The organism is Pyrodictium brockii (assembly GCF_055379715.1).
On the sequence record NZ_AP042401.1, the window covers coordinates 914,929 to 929,259 of the forward strand.

A 14,331-nucleotide genomic window follows, 5' to 3' on the forward strand; every position below is an offset into this window, starting at 1 on the left:
TCGCTACCTGAATAGAGTCGGGTGGGGCTATGGCTAAGCCCCGTAGGGTGCTGATCCTAGACGGCTATACCGATGAGCCGGCAGGCTTCGGCGTGCCGCCTTACATAGACGTTTACCCACGCTATATAGCCGGGGCCTTCTGGCTTGCAGACAAGACGACAGTCATACACTACATAACCGTGGACGAGGCTAGGAGGGATGTAGCCGGGTTCATAAGGAGGGCCAACACCTACGACACGGTGGTTGTCATAGCGGGTGCTGTCGTGCCTGGCAAGTACCTGGGCGGGGAGCCGATAAGGCTGGAGGAGCTGAAGCAGTGGTTCCGGCTAGTGGAGAAGCCCTTCAAGATCCTCGCAGGAGCGGCTGCACGCTGGGGCATAGGGAACGAGGGCGGCACAGTAGCGGCCCTGCCTAGAGAGGTTAGAGACGCGTTTGACGTGATAGTCACCGGCGACCCGGAGGCCTACATGATAGACTACGCCCGCTACGGCCCAGAGAGGGCTGAGCCCTGGCGCATAATGACTGATATGAAGCTTGTTGGTGAGATAGCTGTAAAGGGTGCCCGGATAGCCGAACAACACCCGAACCACGGCTACAACCTGGTTGCAGAGATAGAGACGTACCGGAGCTGCAGCAGGTGGATAAGCGGCGGCTGTAGCTTCTGTGTTACAAAGCTCTACGGTAGGCCGAGGCAGAGGGAGCCCAGAGACGTAGTCCGGGAGGTGGAGGCGCTCTACCGGGCAGGTGTGAGGCACTTCAGGCTGGGCAGGCAGGCCGACATACTAGTCTACGGGAGCCCTGAGCTAGACCAGGAGGAGTGGCCTAAGCCCAGCCCAGAGGCGCTTGAGAGGCTGCTCCACGGGATAAGGGCTGCCGCACCCGGGCTAAAGACCCTCCACATAGACAACGTGAACCCAGGCACCATAGTGAGGCATGAGAAGGAGAGTATAGAGGCGCTCAAGACCATAATAAGGTACCACACACCTGGCGACGTAGCAGCGCTGGGAATAGAGACAGCCGACCCCAAAGTCGTGAAGGAGAACAACCTCAAGACGATGCCGGATGAGTCGCTCAAGGCTATAGAGATTATAAACAAGTATGGCTCGGCTAGGGGCTACAACGGGCTCCCCGAGCTACTGCCCGGGCTCAACTTCGTGCTCGGCCTCCGGGGGGAGACAGCTGAGACGTATAGGCTGAACGAGGAGTTCCTCAAGACTGTATACGAGCGGGGACTGCTGGTACGCCGTATAAATGTTAGGAAAGTGCTCGTGCTTCCAGGCACGTCCATGGCTAGTGTTGGGACGAGGCTTGTTGAGAGGCACCGCAGTCTAGCTAAGAGGTTCCAGCATATAGCTAACATATACTCGAGACTCTTCCTGGAGAGGCTGCTTCCCCGAGGCTCGGTGCTGAGAGAAGTCTATATAGAGCGCTACGACTCGCACCGCAGGGTCACCTTCGCTAGGCAGGCTGGCAGCTACCCCGTAGTAGTGGAGATACCTTGCAGAATAGAGGGCAGGAAAGTTATCGATATAGCTGTATACGGTTACTCCGCCAGGAGCGTCCGAGGCCTCCCAGTGCCCCTCGACGCCAATAGGGCTAGCTTAACGCTCCTCTCCAAGCTCATCGGGAGGGCCAAAGCGGCGGAGGTTGCGAGGCGTCGCCCCTTCCGGGGAGACTATGAGCTTGGCAGGCTGCTTGGGGGCCAGATGCATCTTCTCTCCGTATCCGGCTTTGCATGCTAATGCGAATAGGACAATAGACGGTCAGTACCTGGCACTATGCTCACACGGCTAGCCCTTTTTATACAAGGGCTAATGGCTACCCAGCTCAGGATGTGGAGATGCCAGGGGGAAGGTGCTATGGCTCTCTCAACCAAGATCCCTCGGAACAACGCAGCTGGGTCTAATAAGCATGATATCCTGGAGTCTCCTGCGATCTACGATGCTAGGAGCAAGGTAGTTGTGGTGGCTGGTAAGCGGATCCCGATAGGCGGCCCTATCCCGAAGCTCAAGGAGGGCGAGAAGTTCGTTGCCTACACCACTAGTATCTGCCCGTACTGCTCGAGGCTGCTGCCTGCGGTGATCTATGAGAAGGAGGGCAAGATATACATGCGTAAGACCTGCCCGACACATGGCACCATTGATGAGCTGTACTTCAGCGACGCCAGGATCTACCGCAAGTTCATGAAGTATGAGGAGGAGGGTGTCGGCGTAACTCCCCACGTGAAGCTGACGGCTCCCTGCCCCTATAACTGCGGCCTCTGCCCTAGGCACAAGAACCACACCGCTCTCGCCAACCTGGTAGTGACAAACCGCTGCGACCTGTCATGCTGGTACTGCTTCTTCTATGCGGAGAAGATGGGCTACGTCTACGAGCCAACGCTTGAACAGATACGCCACATGATACGCCAGTATAAGAAGGAGGGTGTATCAATGGCCGTTCAGATAACCGGCGGCGAGCCAACGCTGCGCGAGGACCTGGTGGATATAGTAAAGCTGCTCAAGGAGGAGGGCGTAACCCACATACAGCTAAACACTCACGGCATAACGTTCGCTAGGCTCTGGTTCGAGAAGGGCCTCGACGCGGCTGTTAAGTATACGAGGGAGCTACGTGAGGCTGGTGTAAACACCGTATACATGAGCTTTGACGGTGTAACGCCCAGGGCTAACCCGAAGAACCACTGGGAGGTCCCCTACACCCTCGAGGTGTTCCGCAAGGCTGGCATGACAAGCGTGGTGCTCGTGCCGACAGTCATAAGGACGATTAACGACCAGGAGTTGGGCGCCATAGTCAAGTTCGCGGCAAAGCATATAGACGTTGTACGCGGCGTCAACTTCCAGCCCGTGAGCCTCACCGGCCGCATGAAGAAGGAGGCGAGGCGCCGCTATAGGGTAACCATAGCCGACGTGCTGAAATGGGTGGAGGAGCAGACCGACGGCCAGATACCTGCCGACGCCTGGTTCCCCATACCGGTTGCGGCAAAGTTCGCCTACTTCATAGAGGCTCTCAGCGGCGAGCTAAAGGTATGCATGGGCAACCACCCCGCCTGCGGCTCCGCGACATACGTGTTCGTTGAGAGGGGCGGTGATGGGCTGCCCAAGCGCTTTGTACCGATAACAGAGTTCTTCGACGTCGAAGGCTTCATCGAGTATATGGAGCAGAAGACTGGAGAGCTGCGGAAGGATGCCGAGTCAAGCTTCAGCAAGTTTAGACGCGCTCTACGAATAGCATCCATAGTCAAGGATCTGCCGAAGTTCGTTGACCGCGAGAAACTACCTAAGAACCTTAACATAACAAAGCTGCTAACCAACGTGTTCCTTAAGAGGAGCTATGAGGCGCTGGGGGAGCTACACTACAAGATGCTATTCCTAGGCAACATGCACTTCATGGACCAGTACAACTACGATGTGGAGAGAGTTATGAGGTGCAACATCCACTACCTCTCGCCCGACGGCAGGGTGATACCATTCTGCACCTACAATGTGCTCAACGACATATACCGCGACCATATACTCAAGAAGTTCAGGATACCTATAGAGGAGTACGTAAAGAAGTATGGTAAGGACAAGGTAGGCCCCGACGTGAAGTATGTACGCAACATAAAGCTGCTGAAGAGTAACCCGATATACTATGAGGCCTACAGGGGCATAGTGCCCGACGAAATACTCTTCGGCAAGAAGAAGAACTAGAGGCGGAGCCTGGTCTAGACTCCATGCAGTTTTTTCAGGTTGAGTCTAATCTGCTGCGCCACTGTTGAAGCATCCATGTTCTTTACAGCTGCTATTACTTCGAGAACCTCCTCCACCATCAACGGGTTCAGCCGCATGCCCTTATACTCGTAGGGGCCGTCGCTCTCGGTCAACATTATCGAGAGTGGGGCATTCTCTACGACGGCACGATGCTTACGCTGGATCTTCACGGCGGGGTTTATTGATATCATATAGCCCGACGCCTCTATGTCCCTTATGAGATATATTGGGCCTGTGTACCAGTGGAACATAGCCTTTTCTATATCATATTTTACGAGAAGTTGGTAGACTTCCTCCCATGTGCCGGCAGTATGCAGGTTGAGCACTAGCTTGTAATCCCTTGCAGCCTCTAGGAATACTTTGAAGACCTCACGTTGAAGCTCAATGGTTTCTGGGACGAACTTGGTGTCTAAGCCTACCTCGCCTATGCATCTAACCCCGCTGCTCAATGCGATCTCTACTATTTTCCTAGCCTTCTCTACGCCCTCCTCACGGCTCTTCACATTCCATGGGTGAAGGCCTATGCAGGGAATCACGTTCGGCTTTGCTCTAGCTATTTCAAGTACCCTCCTGCTAGTCTCTATATCTTCCCCCACAGCCACGATGGTCATCCCACGTGATAGTATGGACTCCAGCTCCTCGTTGCCGAACTCGTATAGGTGGCAGTGCGCGTCTACAAGCGGCCTACTAGCCTGCATGGGCCCCAGCCTCCCGGGGTGTGAGGCCTTCTCTGCAGCCCTTGAACAGCTGGCTTGGGGCTAATATAGGGGGATGTGCCACGACGGGGGTGGGAGTGCTCTCGTGGGGCGATGAGGAGCATCCCGAACCAGGAGGCCCCGCCGATGATTATGTGGCGGCTGACTGAGCCCCTCAGCCCGTAAAAGAGTCATCACCTACTCAGCATAGGCGGCCACAAGCATCACCGGGCTAGAGATCGATAACCGCCACATCTCCACGTGCTGGGAGGGCCACGTTGATTACACGGGTTCTGCCCAATACAGCCTCCAGCCTCTTTGAGCGGTGAGCGTGGCCGTGGATAGCCAGGTCGGGTGCTGTTTCAAGCACCACCCTCTCCATTATCGTGCTCCCTAGCTCGGGCCATATTCTTGGATCCTCTCCTTCGAGTGTTAGGCGGGTCGGCGCATAATGCGTCACGAGTATAACCTTGTCCGCCTTGCCACGCAGCTCTCGGAGCGCGGCTGCAGCTCTCTCAGCTCTATGGCGGTAGATCGCCTCTATGCCTGGTATGTGCCTGCGCTGCCACCTGGTGGGCCTGTCTAGAACACCCCTGCTACCATATATGGCCAGCTTTATGTCCTCCTCGACCACTATGTAGGTGTCGTTGAGCCATACTACGGAGGGGTAGCGTCTAATAAACTCCTCCTCCCTGTCCATGTATTCCTCGTTACCGAAGACAGCCACTATTCTCGCGGAGGGGCAGCTCCTCCTCGAGGCCTCCACCACGGCCTCGAGCGCGCTAACCCTGCCACGGTCCACCATGTCACCTGCCCATATGAGAATGCCTGCTCTGCTGCACTCATCGCGGTGCTTTGCAAGTGCGGCCATGTACTGTAGCAGGTACCTTGGACTATGCACATCGCCGGCTGCCACAATGATCAAGGCTCCTGCTGCACCTCCTCCTTCCCCAGGAGAGCGGGAGGAGAGGGGCCAGAGAAAGGGCGCGGTGAATACGTCCCGGCCCTGCTCATCCCAGAGAGGCTCCAAGGGCGGAGCTGTTGCAGGGCCAGATTACCGGGAAGAGCACCCGGCGGGTGTAAAGACATTGCGCCTGCTCTAGAGGATGGTGCAGGGAGGAGGGTCAGCCAGGGTTCCGGCACTCATCACGGCGGGGCGTCAGCGACCCTCTTACACATCACGGTCCACGGGCAGCCGTGCGGCAAGGAGGACCGTCCAGCCTTCATAAAAGTCTCCTAGCTCGTGTTATTCTCCCTGGGAGTGCTGGGAGGATGAGGAGCTGAGGGCTGAGCCCCTGGAAGGGGGCTGTGAGGAGGCTGAGCTACGCTGAACCCTGCTGGAAGAGTGGCATACACGCTGCAGGGGAGGCGGAGCAGGCAATGAGCCCGGGAGGGATAGTTTCCATCCTCGGGCGGGGACTGAGAGTTTACATAACGCCGCCGCTACGGCGTGTGTCGATAAGCCTTGGCCTCGTGGCCGCCTACAACGCAGGCACAATACTCTATACGGAGGAGTCGCTGGCTCCTGTCGTATCCGCTGCTGCAGAGGCCGCAGGGCTCGGGGTCGAGGTGAGAGGCTGCAGTGAGTGCGGCGGGCCCGGAGGCGTCTTCCTCTGGTGTGCTCCCGGCAGCAGCCCTGTACTCGTTGCCGGCTATGAGCTGCGGCGCCCCTCCAGCTATGGATTGAGGAGGCTGGTGGTGAAGCGGATATCTCCAAACATCTATCTGCTAGAGCTGCCGGGGACGGGGCTTAAGGAGTATATCGAGATTAGGGGCCATCTCCCCGTGCCTACGAAGCCACCATGCATGCGAGACCCTCTAGAGGCGCTGGCATCGGTGTTCGGCGGGGCGCCCGCCCCTATTAGAGACGCTGTCGACGTGGTCTCCCACGCCATGGGGGTGAAGCGGGAGGAGGCAAGGAGGATGCTCCACGATCTAGCGGAGAAGGGCTGTATAGAGATAACCAGAGAGGGCATGGTTAAGGTGAGGGGGCCTCTATAGGCGGGGGTAAAAGAGGCCTATATAGGAGCGCTATTCTATGAGGATTGCAGGCCTCAGCGGAGTAACCTGGTTCAGCTTGCTCTCGGGGAGACGGCCTGCGGCCTCCTCCACATAGTAGACGCTGATCTCCCTTATCCTGGTCTTAGCCGATATATAATCTCTCATAGCCTCTATGGCGTACTTCTCGTCGAACACGTCGACACCCTCTATGAGCGAGAGCAGCTCCTCGTCTACGCTCTGTAACAGCTCGTAGAGCCTGCGGACCAGCCTAGCAGCCTCCTTGCCCGGAGCCCCCGCTTCTATGGCGGCGTGTATCGCGTCGCGAAGCTGGCTTCTTCTTGCGACGTGGGCTGCTACTATCCTGGCTATTCTCCAGCTGCTGGGACTGGCGACCGCTACGACTAGCCTCCTAGGCTCGCCCTTGTAGACCCTAAGAATTGACTTTACATCCTCGACTAGACGGTCCACATAGGCTACCATGAGCTCTGCCTGGAGGTCGCGTCTACTGGGGTCCGGAGAGGGCCACTTCTCCAATGAGACGAAGCTCTCCTTGCCAAGGATCTCGTGCCAGACCTCCTCTGCTATGTGAGGCGCTATTGGCGACAGCATCTTGGTCCAGGCCTCTATGTACTCGCGTAGTGCGGGCCCGGGCTCGCCGCCGCGGATTTCAAGATACTTGACCACATCATTGCTCATCTCGTAGAGCACTGTAACCGTCGCCGCCCTGGTCCTCAACTCCTCAAAGGCCTTGGTCACCTCCTCCACGCGGCGCTGGAGTATACTGCGGAGCCACCGGTCGGCAACCGTCTCCTCGCCGCCGGCCTCACGGGCCCGCTGGGCATAGCTCTCGAACCTGCGAAGCCTATCCATGACGCTCCTGGCCAGCTCGTCAGAGAAGTTTGCATCCTGCAGCAGCTCTGCAGCCGCGAGCAGCGTAGCCCGCACCGTGTCGGCTCCATAGACGCGCAGCGCTCTTCGCAGCGGTATTATGTTGCGGAGGCTCTTACTCATCTTCTTTCCTTCCAGCAGGACGAAGCCATTCACCACTATCTGTCTAGGCCACTTCTCCCTCGAGAAGATGGCAGCATGGTTGAATATGAAGAACGTTAGATGGTTCGGCACCAGGTCCCTACCGCTATGCCGCGAGTCCAGCGGATACCAGTAGTTAAACTCCCTACGGAGATCTTCAAGCACATCCCTACCAATGCCCGTCTTCTCGGAAACCTTGTCGGGGTCACCCTTGCCCAGCAGTACATAGTCCCAGAACCCTGTGGTTAGCTGCTCCGGCTTCAGGCCGTATCTCCTTATCTTGTGTATAACAGTGTAGAACGCCATGTATATTGTAGAGTCGCTTAGACTTTCTATGATCCAGCCCTTGCTCCACGGCAGCTCTGTGCCGAGGCCGCGGGTGCGGGCAGCCGCTCTCTCGTGGAGCCATTCTATAGTCTTGACGAACTCCTCCCTAACCTCGTCAGGGACTACCCTCATAGAGTTAAGTAGCTCGTAGGCAAGCTTCTTCCACTCGGGGTTCCCATAATCTATAAACCACTGGTCCTTCAGGACTTTGACCACTATCTCGTTTCCACATCTGCAGTAGACGGGGCGGTTCATTATCTCGTACATCTTGTCGCCGTAGCCTAGCGCTACGAGCCATCTGGCAGCCGCGTCGCGGGCCTCCGGAACACTTCTCCCAGCTATCCACGCCTTCACCGGTGCTATGGCAAAACTGCGGTAGGGCTCCGGCATATCCGGGTAAATGTAATTTAGTATATCCTCCCTGACTATGCCGCTATGATACTCATCACTGTAAAGCTTCCTGGTGGCTTCATCAAGCAGCTTCCTCTGAAGCTGGCTCTTAATTCCCATCTTCTCTACTATATCCCTCGCCGGTATCTCACCGTATCCCTTAACCCTTATGAGGGGTATTGGCTCTAGCTCGGCGGGGTCGACTCCAAGCTTCTTTAGAGTGCCCAGCTTCTCCCTCTTCAGCTCCTCTAAGGCTACGTAGTCGTAAGGGGCGTGGGCTGGCACGCTCATTACTACTCCAGTGGCCGTGTTAGGATCGACGAAGTCCGCGGGGAGTATGGGCACCACCCTGCCTGTTGCGGGGTTGCGTACGCGTCTTCCCAGAAGCTCCTCGCCGCGGAGCTTCCTCTCAACCACCACGTTATCGCGCTGGAACCTTAGCTTGAAGGCGGCCCTCTCGCTCACTACATAGCGTCTACCATCAATGGCTACTATTACGTAGTCTGCAGCAGGGTTTACCCATACATTGGTGACGCCGAACACTGTCTCTGGTCTAAGCGTTGCGGCAGGAAGATAGAGGCCGTCCTCCAGCTCGAAGAGTATTAGTGTGAATTCCCCTATCTCCGGCTCCACGTCACCCTTGGTATCGTGCATGCCGACGGGCATGTTGTGTACTGGGCACCAGCCGACGGGGTGAGTGCCCTTCTTCAGCAGCCCTTTCTCCTTCAGCCTTGTGAACTGCCATACAATGAACTTTTTGAACTCCTCGTCTATTGTTGTGAACTCTCTTCTCCAGTCAATACTGTAGCCGGACTCTATCATCGCCTGCTTTGCGTCGCGGCTGAAGTATCTTGCGAGCGAGAGGGGGTCCTTAAGCTTGTCTATATCCTCTGGCGGCACATCGTACACGTTTATCATTAGGTCTATGAGGTCCTTGTCGCCATTGGCTATAGCTTCTGCCATGGTTAGGATCGGTGTGCCGGTGAAGTGGAAGCCCATCGGGAACAGCACGTTGTAACCTCTCATCCGCATGAAGCGCGCGTACGCATCCGTTATGGTGTATGTTCTGCTATGCCCCAGATGCAGCGGGCTATTGGGATAGGGGAAGGCCGCGGTTATGAAGAACTTTGGCTTGCTCTCATCCGGGTCGGCCTCGAATATGCGGGACCTCAGCCATCTTTCCTGCCACTTACGCGCTATCTTGTAGAGCTTCTCAGCGAACTCGTTTATAGGCTCCCTCCTGGAGATTATCCTCGAAGCAATAGCTGACCCCCTCCCCGCAACTTGTCGTCCTCGCCGGCTACCCGGAGGGCCCAGTGGGCCTGGAGCTGGGGCGAGCCGGGCTGCGGCCATACCCGGGCCCGCAAATAAGGCTTCACCTAGCGCAGCTCGGCTGGCTTTGAAGCCCTAAGGGGCCCGTGCAGGGGTCTCCACATGTAGCCTGGAGCAGGGTAAGGGATAAGGTGGGAGCTGTGTAGGCCTTCCCAGGGATTATGGAGCGCTGGCCGGAGGCTGGCCCCCTCTTGGAGTATGTCAAGAAGACGATGAAGGAGATTGTAGTGTTCATAGACAAGGTTATAGACAGGCTGAAGCCGGAGCAGGTAAACAGTATGCTTGAGGTACTAGAGAGAGTGTACCGCGACGGGCACAAGGTACTGGTAATGGGTGCCGGCCGGAGCGGCCTAGTGGGACGCGCATTCGCTATGAGGCTCATGCATATGGGCTTCAACGTGTACGTGCTTGGAGAGAGTATAACCCCCAGTATAGGAGAGAACGATGCGGTTGTAGCTATATCCGGCTCGGGTAGGACGAAGCTAATAGTCACGGCGGCCGAGGCAGCCAAGAAGGTGGGTGCAGTCATAGTAGCTGTAACCAGTTACCCTGACAGCCCTCTGGGGCAGCTAGCAGACGTCGTGGTCGAGATACCTGGCCGCACCAAGATGGCACCTGATATAGACTACTTCGCACGCCAGATACTAGGCATACATGAACCCTTAGCACCGCTTGGCACGCTGTTCGAGGATACTGCACTGGTGTTCCTCGACGGCGTTGTAGTGGAGCTGATGCACCGCCTGGGCAAGAGCGAAGATGATCTCCGCGCTAAGCACGCGAATATCGAGCTATAGCCGCCGCGGGGTTCCAGAAGGGACGCATAGCGGGAGAAGCCCTTGGGTAATATGCCGGGAAGGGGGCGGAGGCCTCTACTGCCCGAAGGCAGGCTTATAAAGACCTTTGACCCCTGGGGGAGCAGTCTCTGCACATGCCCGGTTAAGTATTCTTTAAACCCATATACCGGATGCAGCCACTTCTGCCTCTATTGCTATGCGACCGCATACATAGGGGTTAGGAGGAGTACCCCGAAAAAGGACTACAGGGAGAGGCTCCTGAGGGATCTAGTAAGGATAGACCCCAGGTACCACATAGACATCTCGACGAGCAGCGACCCATACCCCCCGGAGGAGGAGAGGTACCGGCTGACCAGGTGGACGCTGGAGCAGCTGTTGCCCCGCGGGTTCCGTGTACTCATAATAACCAAGGGTGCGCTCGTGGCCAGGGACGCCAACATACTCTCCCAGGGGAACGCCGCGGTCACCATGACCATAACCACTATGGACCGCAGGCTCGCCGCTAGACTGGAGCCGGGCGCGCCGCCGCCGAGGGATAGGGTAAGGGCGCTCGAGAAGCTGAACGAGGCCGGGGTGCCGCTAGGGATCCGGCTCGACCCGGTTTTCCCAGGCCTCACCGACAGCGAGGAAATGATACAAGAGGTCTTGGAGGCTGCCAGGGCCGCTGAGGCAAGGTTCGTGGTTACATCGATCTACAAGGCTAGGCCCGACAACCTACGTAGGATGCTGGAGGCCTTCCCGGAGCTGGAAGAGGAGTACCGGAGGCTCTACCCTGCCGGGCGCAGGTGGATAAACGGCTACTGGTACGCGCCGCTAGAGGTGAGGGCTAGAATCGTTGAAAGAGTGAGGAGGATAGCCCTCCGCCTAGGAATGGAGTTCGCCACGTGCAGAGAGGGCATGCAGCACCTCCACACCGCGCCGACATGCGACGGCTCCCACCTGATACCCCTTAGGATAAGGCCCCGGGAGCCGCCGCGGTCCGGCAGGCTGGACGAGTGGCTATCCCCGCAACAGGCTGGAGAGGCCAGCGCTAAGCCTGCGGAGCTCAGCTAGAACGAGGCTCCGCGGCGGCCACTCCCTCGGCAAGCCGCCGAGCCTGGCCAGGCACTCCCTGCACACCCTTGCTACCGGTGTCACCTGGACAGAGCACTCATCGCAGACAGGGCGGCCGCAGATGCTGCAGCTCGCAACCGCCAGCCTGGCTCCGCATATGCTGCACGACGTCTCCCTGCAGACTATGCAGCGGTCGCCGGCCCAGTCTTCATCGCATACCCTGCGGCCGCACATGGGGCATACGTGGGCCGCCGGCGCCTCGCCGCAGACCTCGCAGAGGGTTCCCGCAGACCCGCTGCTACTCCTCTCCCTCTTGCTCCTCATCAGCTTCCTCCACCTCCTCTTCCTCCTCGCCCCTAGCCTCCTCCCCTATGCTCCGGCCACGGCGTACCTGGAGCGAGGCTATCACGGACTCGGCCAGCCTCTTAACCCTCTCAAGTTCGCTCTTCGTACTAGCATAGATGACTGCCTTGTAGCTGTCCAGACCATCCGGCTCTATAGCTATGACCGCATTGCCCTCAGCCATATGCATCTTTGTAGCGAACCTGCTAACCTTAGTAGCAGGCACTTCTACGTAGCCGCTATACTTCATACCATTCACTGGAGGCTTCTCAACGCTCTCAGCAACCATCCCGTAAGGCGCTGCGCTGCGCGTCCTCTGCCTGCCTCTTCTACGCCTCCCCCGCTGGATAGTGTATACCTCCTTGAGTAGTAGCCAGACGTCGCCATGCCTTATCAGCACCCTCAAATCGCCCCCCACCTTTAGTTGTAGCTTGACCTATAGTATTAAGGATGCCCACCAAGGATTATGAGTGCCACCCGAATAACGCAGCTACTCCGGCTCAAGAACTCCCAGGCGGTCGCCTATCACGCCCCTTCGGACGAGAGCCTCGTAAGTGCGCCATATGCGCTTTATAGTGACATGCCTGGTTTCGAACCCCTTCTCCTCAAGTATCCGCAGCACGTACTCGGGGAACCCGTCGGGATGGCCGCTGAAGCTTCTAACCGCCTCTACCACGGCCTCCACCAAGTCGCGTGAGCTCGGGTAGGGCTTCATCCTCCTTCTACGCCTAGGAAGTATCTCCCGCTCAGCCTCCAGCACCTCCTTAAGTACATCCTCGGGCACGTAGTCCAGCTCGTCGCTCATCTCCGCCTCTCCTCGAGCAGGTGGAGAGATAATACGAGGCGCCTCCTTAGCCTGCCTCGGGAGGTTATGCCAACATCCTCGCCAGTGGCGCCGAGGCGGACGCGATAGTACTTCCTAAGCTGCCGTACTATCTTAGATGCACTGCCACGGTCTAGAAGCAGGAAGTCTACACCATTACCATACTCCACTATATCTACTATGGAGTTGGCGAGCTGCCTGCTAGACTCCAACAGTGGTGATAAAACCTTTGCCAGCTTTGCAGGCTTCTCACCCCTCACCTGGAGGAGGACGTTGTAATCGCCTCCGCGCGCGTCCTTACAAGCCGGGCATATGGTTGGCTTAGCCCTTACCTCAACGGTGTAGCTCACCCTTACCGCTCTATCGACACCCCGTAGCCTGGCGGAGAAGACCACCCTGTACATTGTACGCCAAGAGGGAGCTGTGAGAGGCTCCACGGACTCGAGGCGGAAGCTCTCAACCTCCTTAACGCAGGGCTCTACATGCTCGCTGAGGTGGCGTTCAAGAAATTTTGCCGAGGCCTCACCTAGCTCTCCCCCCTCGACCCATTTATACCCAATCCTGATAGACCCGCAGTACCTGCAGTAGTCGAATTCTAGCCGCTCGGGGACGCATAGGATCCTATGGGTTTCGATGAAGCACTCCAGGCAGAGGGGGCCTACATTCCCTCCCTCAACTAGCGGCCTGCCGCATCTTATACACACTAGCTGCATAGTGGCTTCCTCTCCCCGGGTTAACGGAGAAGACAAGCCCCCTAATCTGCCTCGGCCACCACCCCTCTAGGCCAGGGGATGACGAGATAAACCCGGTTTGAGGCCCGGGGGGCCGCTGCCTCCTGGGGCGGTGAAGAATCCTAGTCCAGCGGACCCCTTCCCATGGAGCAGGGCCCTGGGGCCGAGTGTTACCAGCCCCGTAGAGCTATCCCTACGGCATTACCTCAGCCATTTATCCTCGGGGAGGGCCTCGTGTCCACAGCTGGAACGGATCTCCAAGCCACATCGTTCGGGCAGCTGCCCAGGAGTATAGACACTGGCCAGGAAGCTACGAGCCTGGCGCGGGACATAGCCGTGGTGGCCTCCATAAGCTCAGCCCTCGACGGGCTTGGCATACCCTGCACCGAGTGCAGGGACCATTTCTACACGCTGATTGCCAATTATTCCCGGCACGTCGACGCCGAGTATACCGAGAACACCGCGGTACTGGCATCGATGAAGAAGAGGGATGCTGCACATCTCGTGGACGCCTGGGGGGAGGAGCACTTCGCGGCAGCACTGGAGTACCTAGCCTCGGACACATGTGACGTGGAGATGCTTAGAGAGATGTTTGAAGATATGCTGGAGGCGCTGGAATTCAGTAGAGAGGCCGCCGAAGAGCTTAGGGGCAGAGCCGCTAGGGCCGGCTGCAGGGAGCTGCGCGGGTTAATCCTTACAGCACTAATAGTGCCGCCGAGGGGCTAGGCCGTGGGGTATGCCAGGCTGGACCTCGTCTACGTAGTCAGCAAGCTCGCCGAGGCAGCTATAAGAAGGGCCACAGGGCTTAGTTATAGTCTCAGCGATGTGCCTCCAAGCCTCCAGGAGGTGGGCAAGGAGATAGTGGAGAGGGTGGCCGAGCAACTCATAATCGACGATGGGGAGACTCTCCGCTGCAGGATATGCGGCAGAGGGCCATTTACCCGGAAGGGCCTCTACCTCCACATAAGGAGGGTTCACCTGGACAGCATATACGACATGGTTAGAAGCGAGCTGGAAGCCTATCTCTGGAGGCTGAAGAACACCTAGGGAGGACATGTGGAAGGG

Annotated in this window: 14 protein-coding genes; 7 read left to right on the forward strand and 7 right to left on the reverse strand. The window is 57.7% G+C overall.

Features of this window, described 5'->3' with window-relative positions:
* The first annotated feature begins 29 nt into the window (after window positions 1-29).
* Both ACZ42Y_RS04990 and tes read left to right on the forward strand, forming a co-directional pair.
* Window positions 30-1,742 carry a radical SAM protein gene (locus tag ACZ42Y_RS04990; protein ID WP_464735190.1) on the forward strand — a complete coding sequence of 571 codons (1,713 nt, stop codon included), beginning with the start codon at window positions 30-32 and terminating at the stop codon, window positions 1,740-1,742.
* A 117-nt stretch (window positions 1,743-1,859) separates the two neighbouring features.
* Window positions 1,860-3,689 (forward strand): tetraether lipid synthase Tes, encoded by a 1,830-nt coding sequence (gene tes, locus ACZ42Y_RS04995; RefSeq protein ID WP_464735191.1) that lies wholly within the window; start codon window positions 1,860-1,862, stop codon window positions 3,687-3,689.
* 14 nt (window positions 3,690-3,703) lie between these two features.
* Here tes and ACZ42Y_RS05000 read toward each other — a convergent pair whose 3' ends face one another.
* Entirely contained in the window at window positions 3,704-4,447 is a 744-nt protein-coding gene (locus ACZ42Y_RS05000; protein ID WP_058370988.1) for a TatD family hydrolase, read from the reverse strand.
* A gap of 229 nt (window positions 4,448-4,676) precedes the next feature.
* A complete protein-coding gene (locus tag ACZ42Y_RS05005; RefSeq protein WP_236698201.1) occupies window positions 4,677-5,360 on the reverse strand; it encodes a metallophosphoesterase family protein in 684 nt (227 codons plus the stop codon).
* Between the two features lie 536 nt (window positions 5,361-5,896).
* Between ACZ42Y_RS05005 and ACZ42Y_RS05010 the strand changes: the two genes are divergently transcribed.
* The gene (locus tag ACZ42Y_RS05010; RefSeq protein WP_464735192.1) at window positions 5,897-6,445 is read left to right on the forward strand and encodes a hypothetical protein; all 549 of its coding nucleotides are present in this window, start codon (window positions 5,897-5,899) and stop codon (window positions 6,443-6,445) included.
* Between the two features lie 30 nt (window positions 6,446-6,475).
* On the opposite strand, the gene leuS is transcribed toward ACZ42Y_RS05010, so the two are convergent.
* Window positions 6,476-9,544 (reverse strand): leucine--tRNA ligase, encoded by a 3,069-nt coding sequence (gene leuS / locus ACZ42Y_RS05015; protein WP_464735193.1) that lies wholly within the window; start codon window positions 9,542-9,544, stop codon window positions 6,476-6,478.
* A gap of 140 nt (window positions 9,545-9,684) precedes the next feature.
* Between leuS and hxlB the strand changes: the two genes are divergently transcribed.
* Window positions 9,685-10,317, forward strand: coding sequence for a 6-phospho-3-hexuloisomerase (gene hxlB, locus ACZ42Y_RS05020; RefSeq protein WP_058370986.1), 633 nt, complete (start codon window positions 9,685-9,687; stop codon window positions 10,315-10,317).
* A 51-nt stretch (window positions 10,318-10,368) separates the two neighbouring features.
* A complete protein-coding gene (locus ACZ42Y_RS05025) occupies window positions 10,369-11,370 on the forward strand; it encodes an SPL family radical SAM protein (protein ID WP_058371421.1) in 1,002 nt (333 codons plus the stop codon).
* Here ACZ42Y_RS05025 and ACZ42Y_RS05030 read toward each other — a convergent pair.
* From ACZ42Y_RS05030 to ACZ42Y_RS05045, 4 genes are all read right to left on the reverse strand, one after another.
* Complete coding sequence (locus ACZ42Y_RS05030; RefSeq protein ID WP_058370985.1) at window positions 11,317-11,694, reverse strand: hypothetical protein; 378 nt, start codon at window positions 11,692-11,694, stop codon at window positions 11,317-11,319. The genes ACZ42Y_RS05025 and ACZ42Y_RS05030 overlap by 54 nt on opposite strands.
* A complete protein-coding gene (locus ACZ42Y_RS05035; protein WP_058370984.1) occupies window positions 11,669-12,118 on the reverse strand; it encodes a hypothetical protein in 450 nt (149 codons plus the stop codon). The genes ACZ42Y_RS05030 and ACZ42Y_RS05035 overlap by 26 nt, the downstream gene beginning before the upstream one ends.
* A gap of 84 nt (window positions 12,119-12,202) precedes the next feature.
* Window positions 12,203-12,517 carry a hypothetical protein gene (locus ACZ42Y_RS05040; RefSeq protein ID WP_464735194.1) on the reverse strand — a complete coding sequence of 105 codons (315 nt, stop codon included), beginning with the start codon at window positions 12,515-12,517 and terminating at the stop codon, window positions 12,203-12,205.
* Complete coding sequence (locus ACZ42Y_RS05045) at window positions 12,514-13,248, reverse strand: 60S ribosomal export protein NMD3 (RefSeq protein ID WP_464735195.1); 735 nt, start codon at window positions 13,246-13,248, stop codon at window positions 12,514-12,516. The genes ACZ42Y_RS05040 and ACZ42Y_RS05045 overlap by 4 nt, the downstream gene beginning before the upstream one ends.
* A 252-nt stretch (window positions 13,249-13,500) precedes the next feature.
* On the opposite strand from ACZ42Y_RS05045, the gene ACZ42Y_RS05050 reads away from it, so the two are divergent.
* The gene (locus ACZ42Y_RS05050) at window positions 13,501-13,992 is read left to right on the forward strand and encodes a hypothetical protein (protein ID WP_464735196.1); all 492 of its coding nucleotides are present in this window, start codon (window positions 13,501-13,503) and stop codon (window positions 13,990-13,992) included.
* A gap of 3 nt (window positions 13,993-13,995) precedes the next feature.
* Window positions 13,996-14,313: a hypothetical protein gene (locus ACZ42Y_RS05055; RefSeq protein WP_464735197.1), complete on the forward strand. Its 318-nt coding sequence runs from the start codon at window positions 13,996-13,998 to the stop codon at window positions 14,311-14,313.
* The last annotated feature ends 18 nt before the right edge of the window (window positions 14,314-14,331 follow it).

Bases quoted from the DNA above. Each gene is read 5' to 3' on its own strand.
- ACZ42Y_RS04990 (WP_464735190.1), top strand. From the start codon at position 30: ATGGCTAAGCCCCGTAGGGTGCTGATCCTAGACGGCTATACCGATGAG.
- tes (WP_464735191.1), top strand. From the start codon at position 1,860: ATGGCTCTCTCAACCAAGATCCCTCGGAACAACGCAGCTGGGTCTAAT.
- ACZ42Y_RS05000 (WP_058370988.1), bottom strand. From the start codon at position 4,447: ATGCAGGCTAGTAGGCCGCTTGTAGACGCGCACTGCCACCTATACGAG.
- leuS (WP_464735193.1), bottom strand. From the start codon at position 9,544: ATGGCCGCAGCCCGGCTCGCCCCAGCTCCAGGCCCACTGGGCCCTCCG.
- hxlB (WP_058370986.1), top strand. From the start codon at position 9,685: ATGGAGCGCTGGCCGGAGGCTGGCCCCCTCTTGGAGTATGTCAAGAAG.
- ACZ42Y_RS05025 (WP_058371421.1), top strand. From the start codon at position 10,369: ATGCCGGGAAGGGGGCGGAGGCCTCTACTGCCCGAAGGCAGGCTTATA.
- ACZ42Y_RS05030 (WP_058370985.1), bottom strand. From the start codon at position 11,694: ATGAGGAGCAAGAGGGAGAGGAGTAGCAGCGGGTCTGCGGGAACCCTC.
- ACZ42Y_RS05040 (WP_464735194.1), bottom strand. From the start codon at position 12,517: ATGAGCGACGAGCTGGACTACGTGCCCGAGGATGTACTTAAGGAGGTG.
- ACZ42Y_RS05045 (WP_464735195.1), bottom strand. From the start codon at position 13,248: ATGCAGCTAGTGTGTATAAGATGCGGCAGGCCGCTAGTTGAGGGAGGG.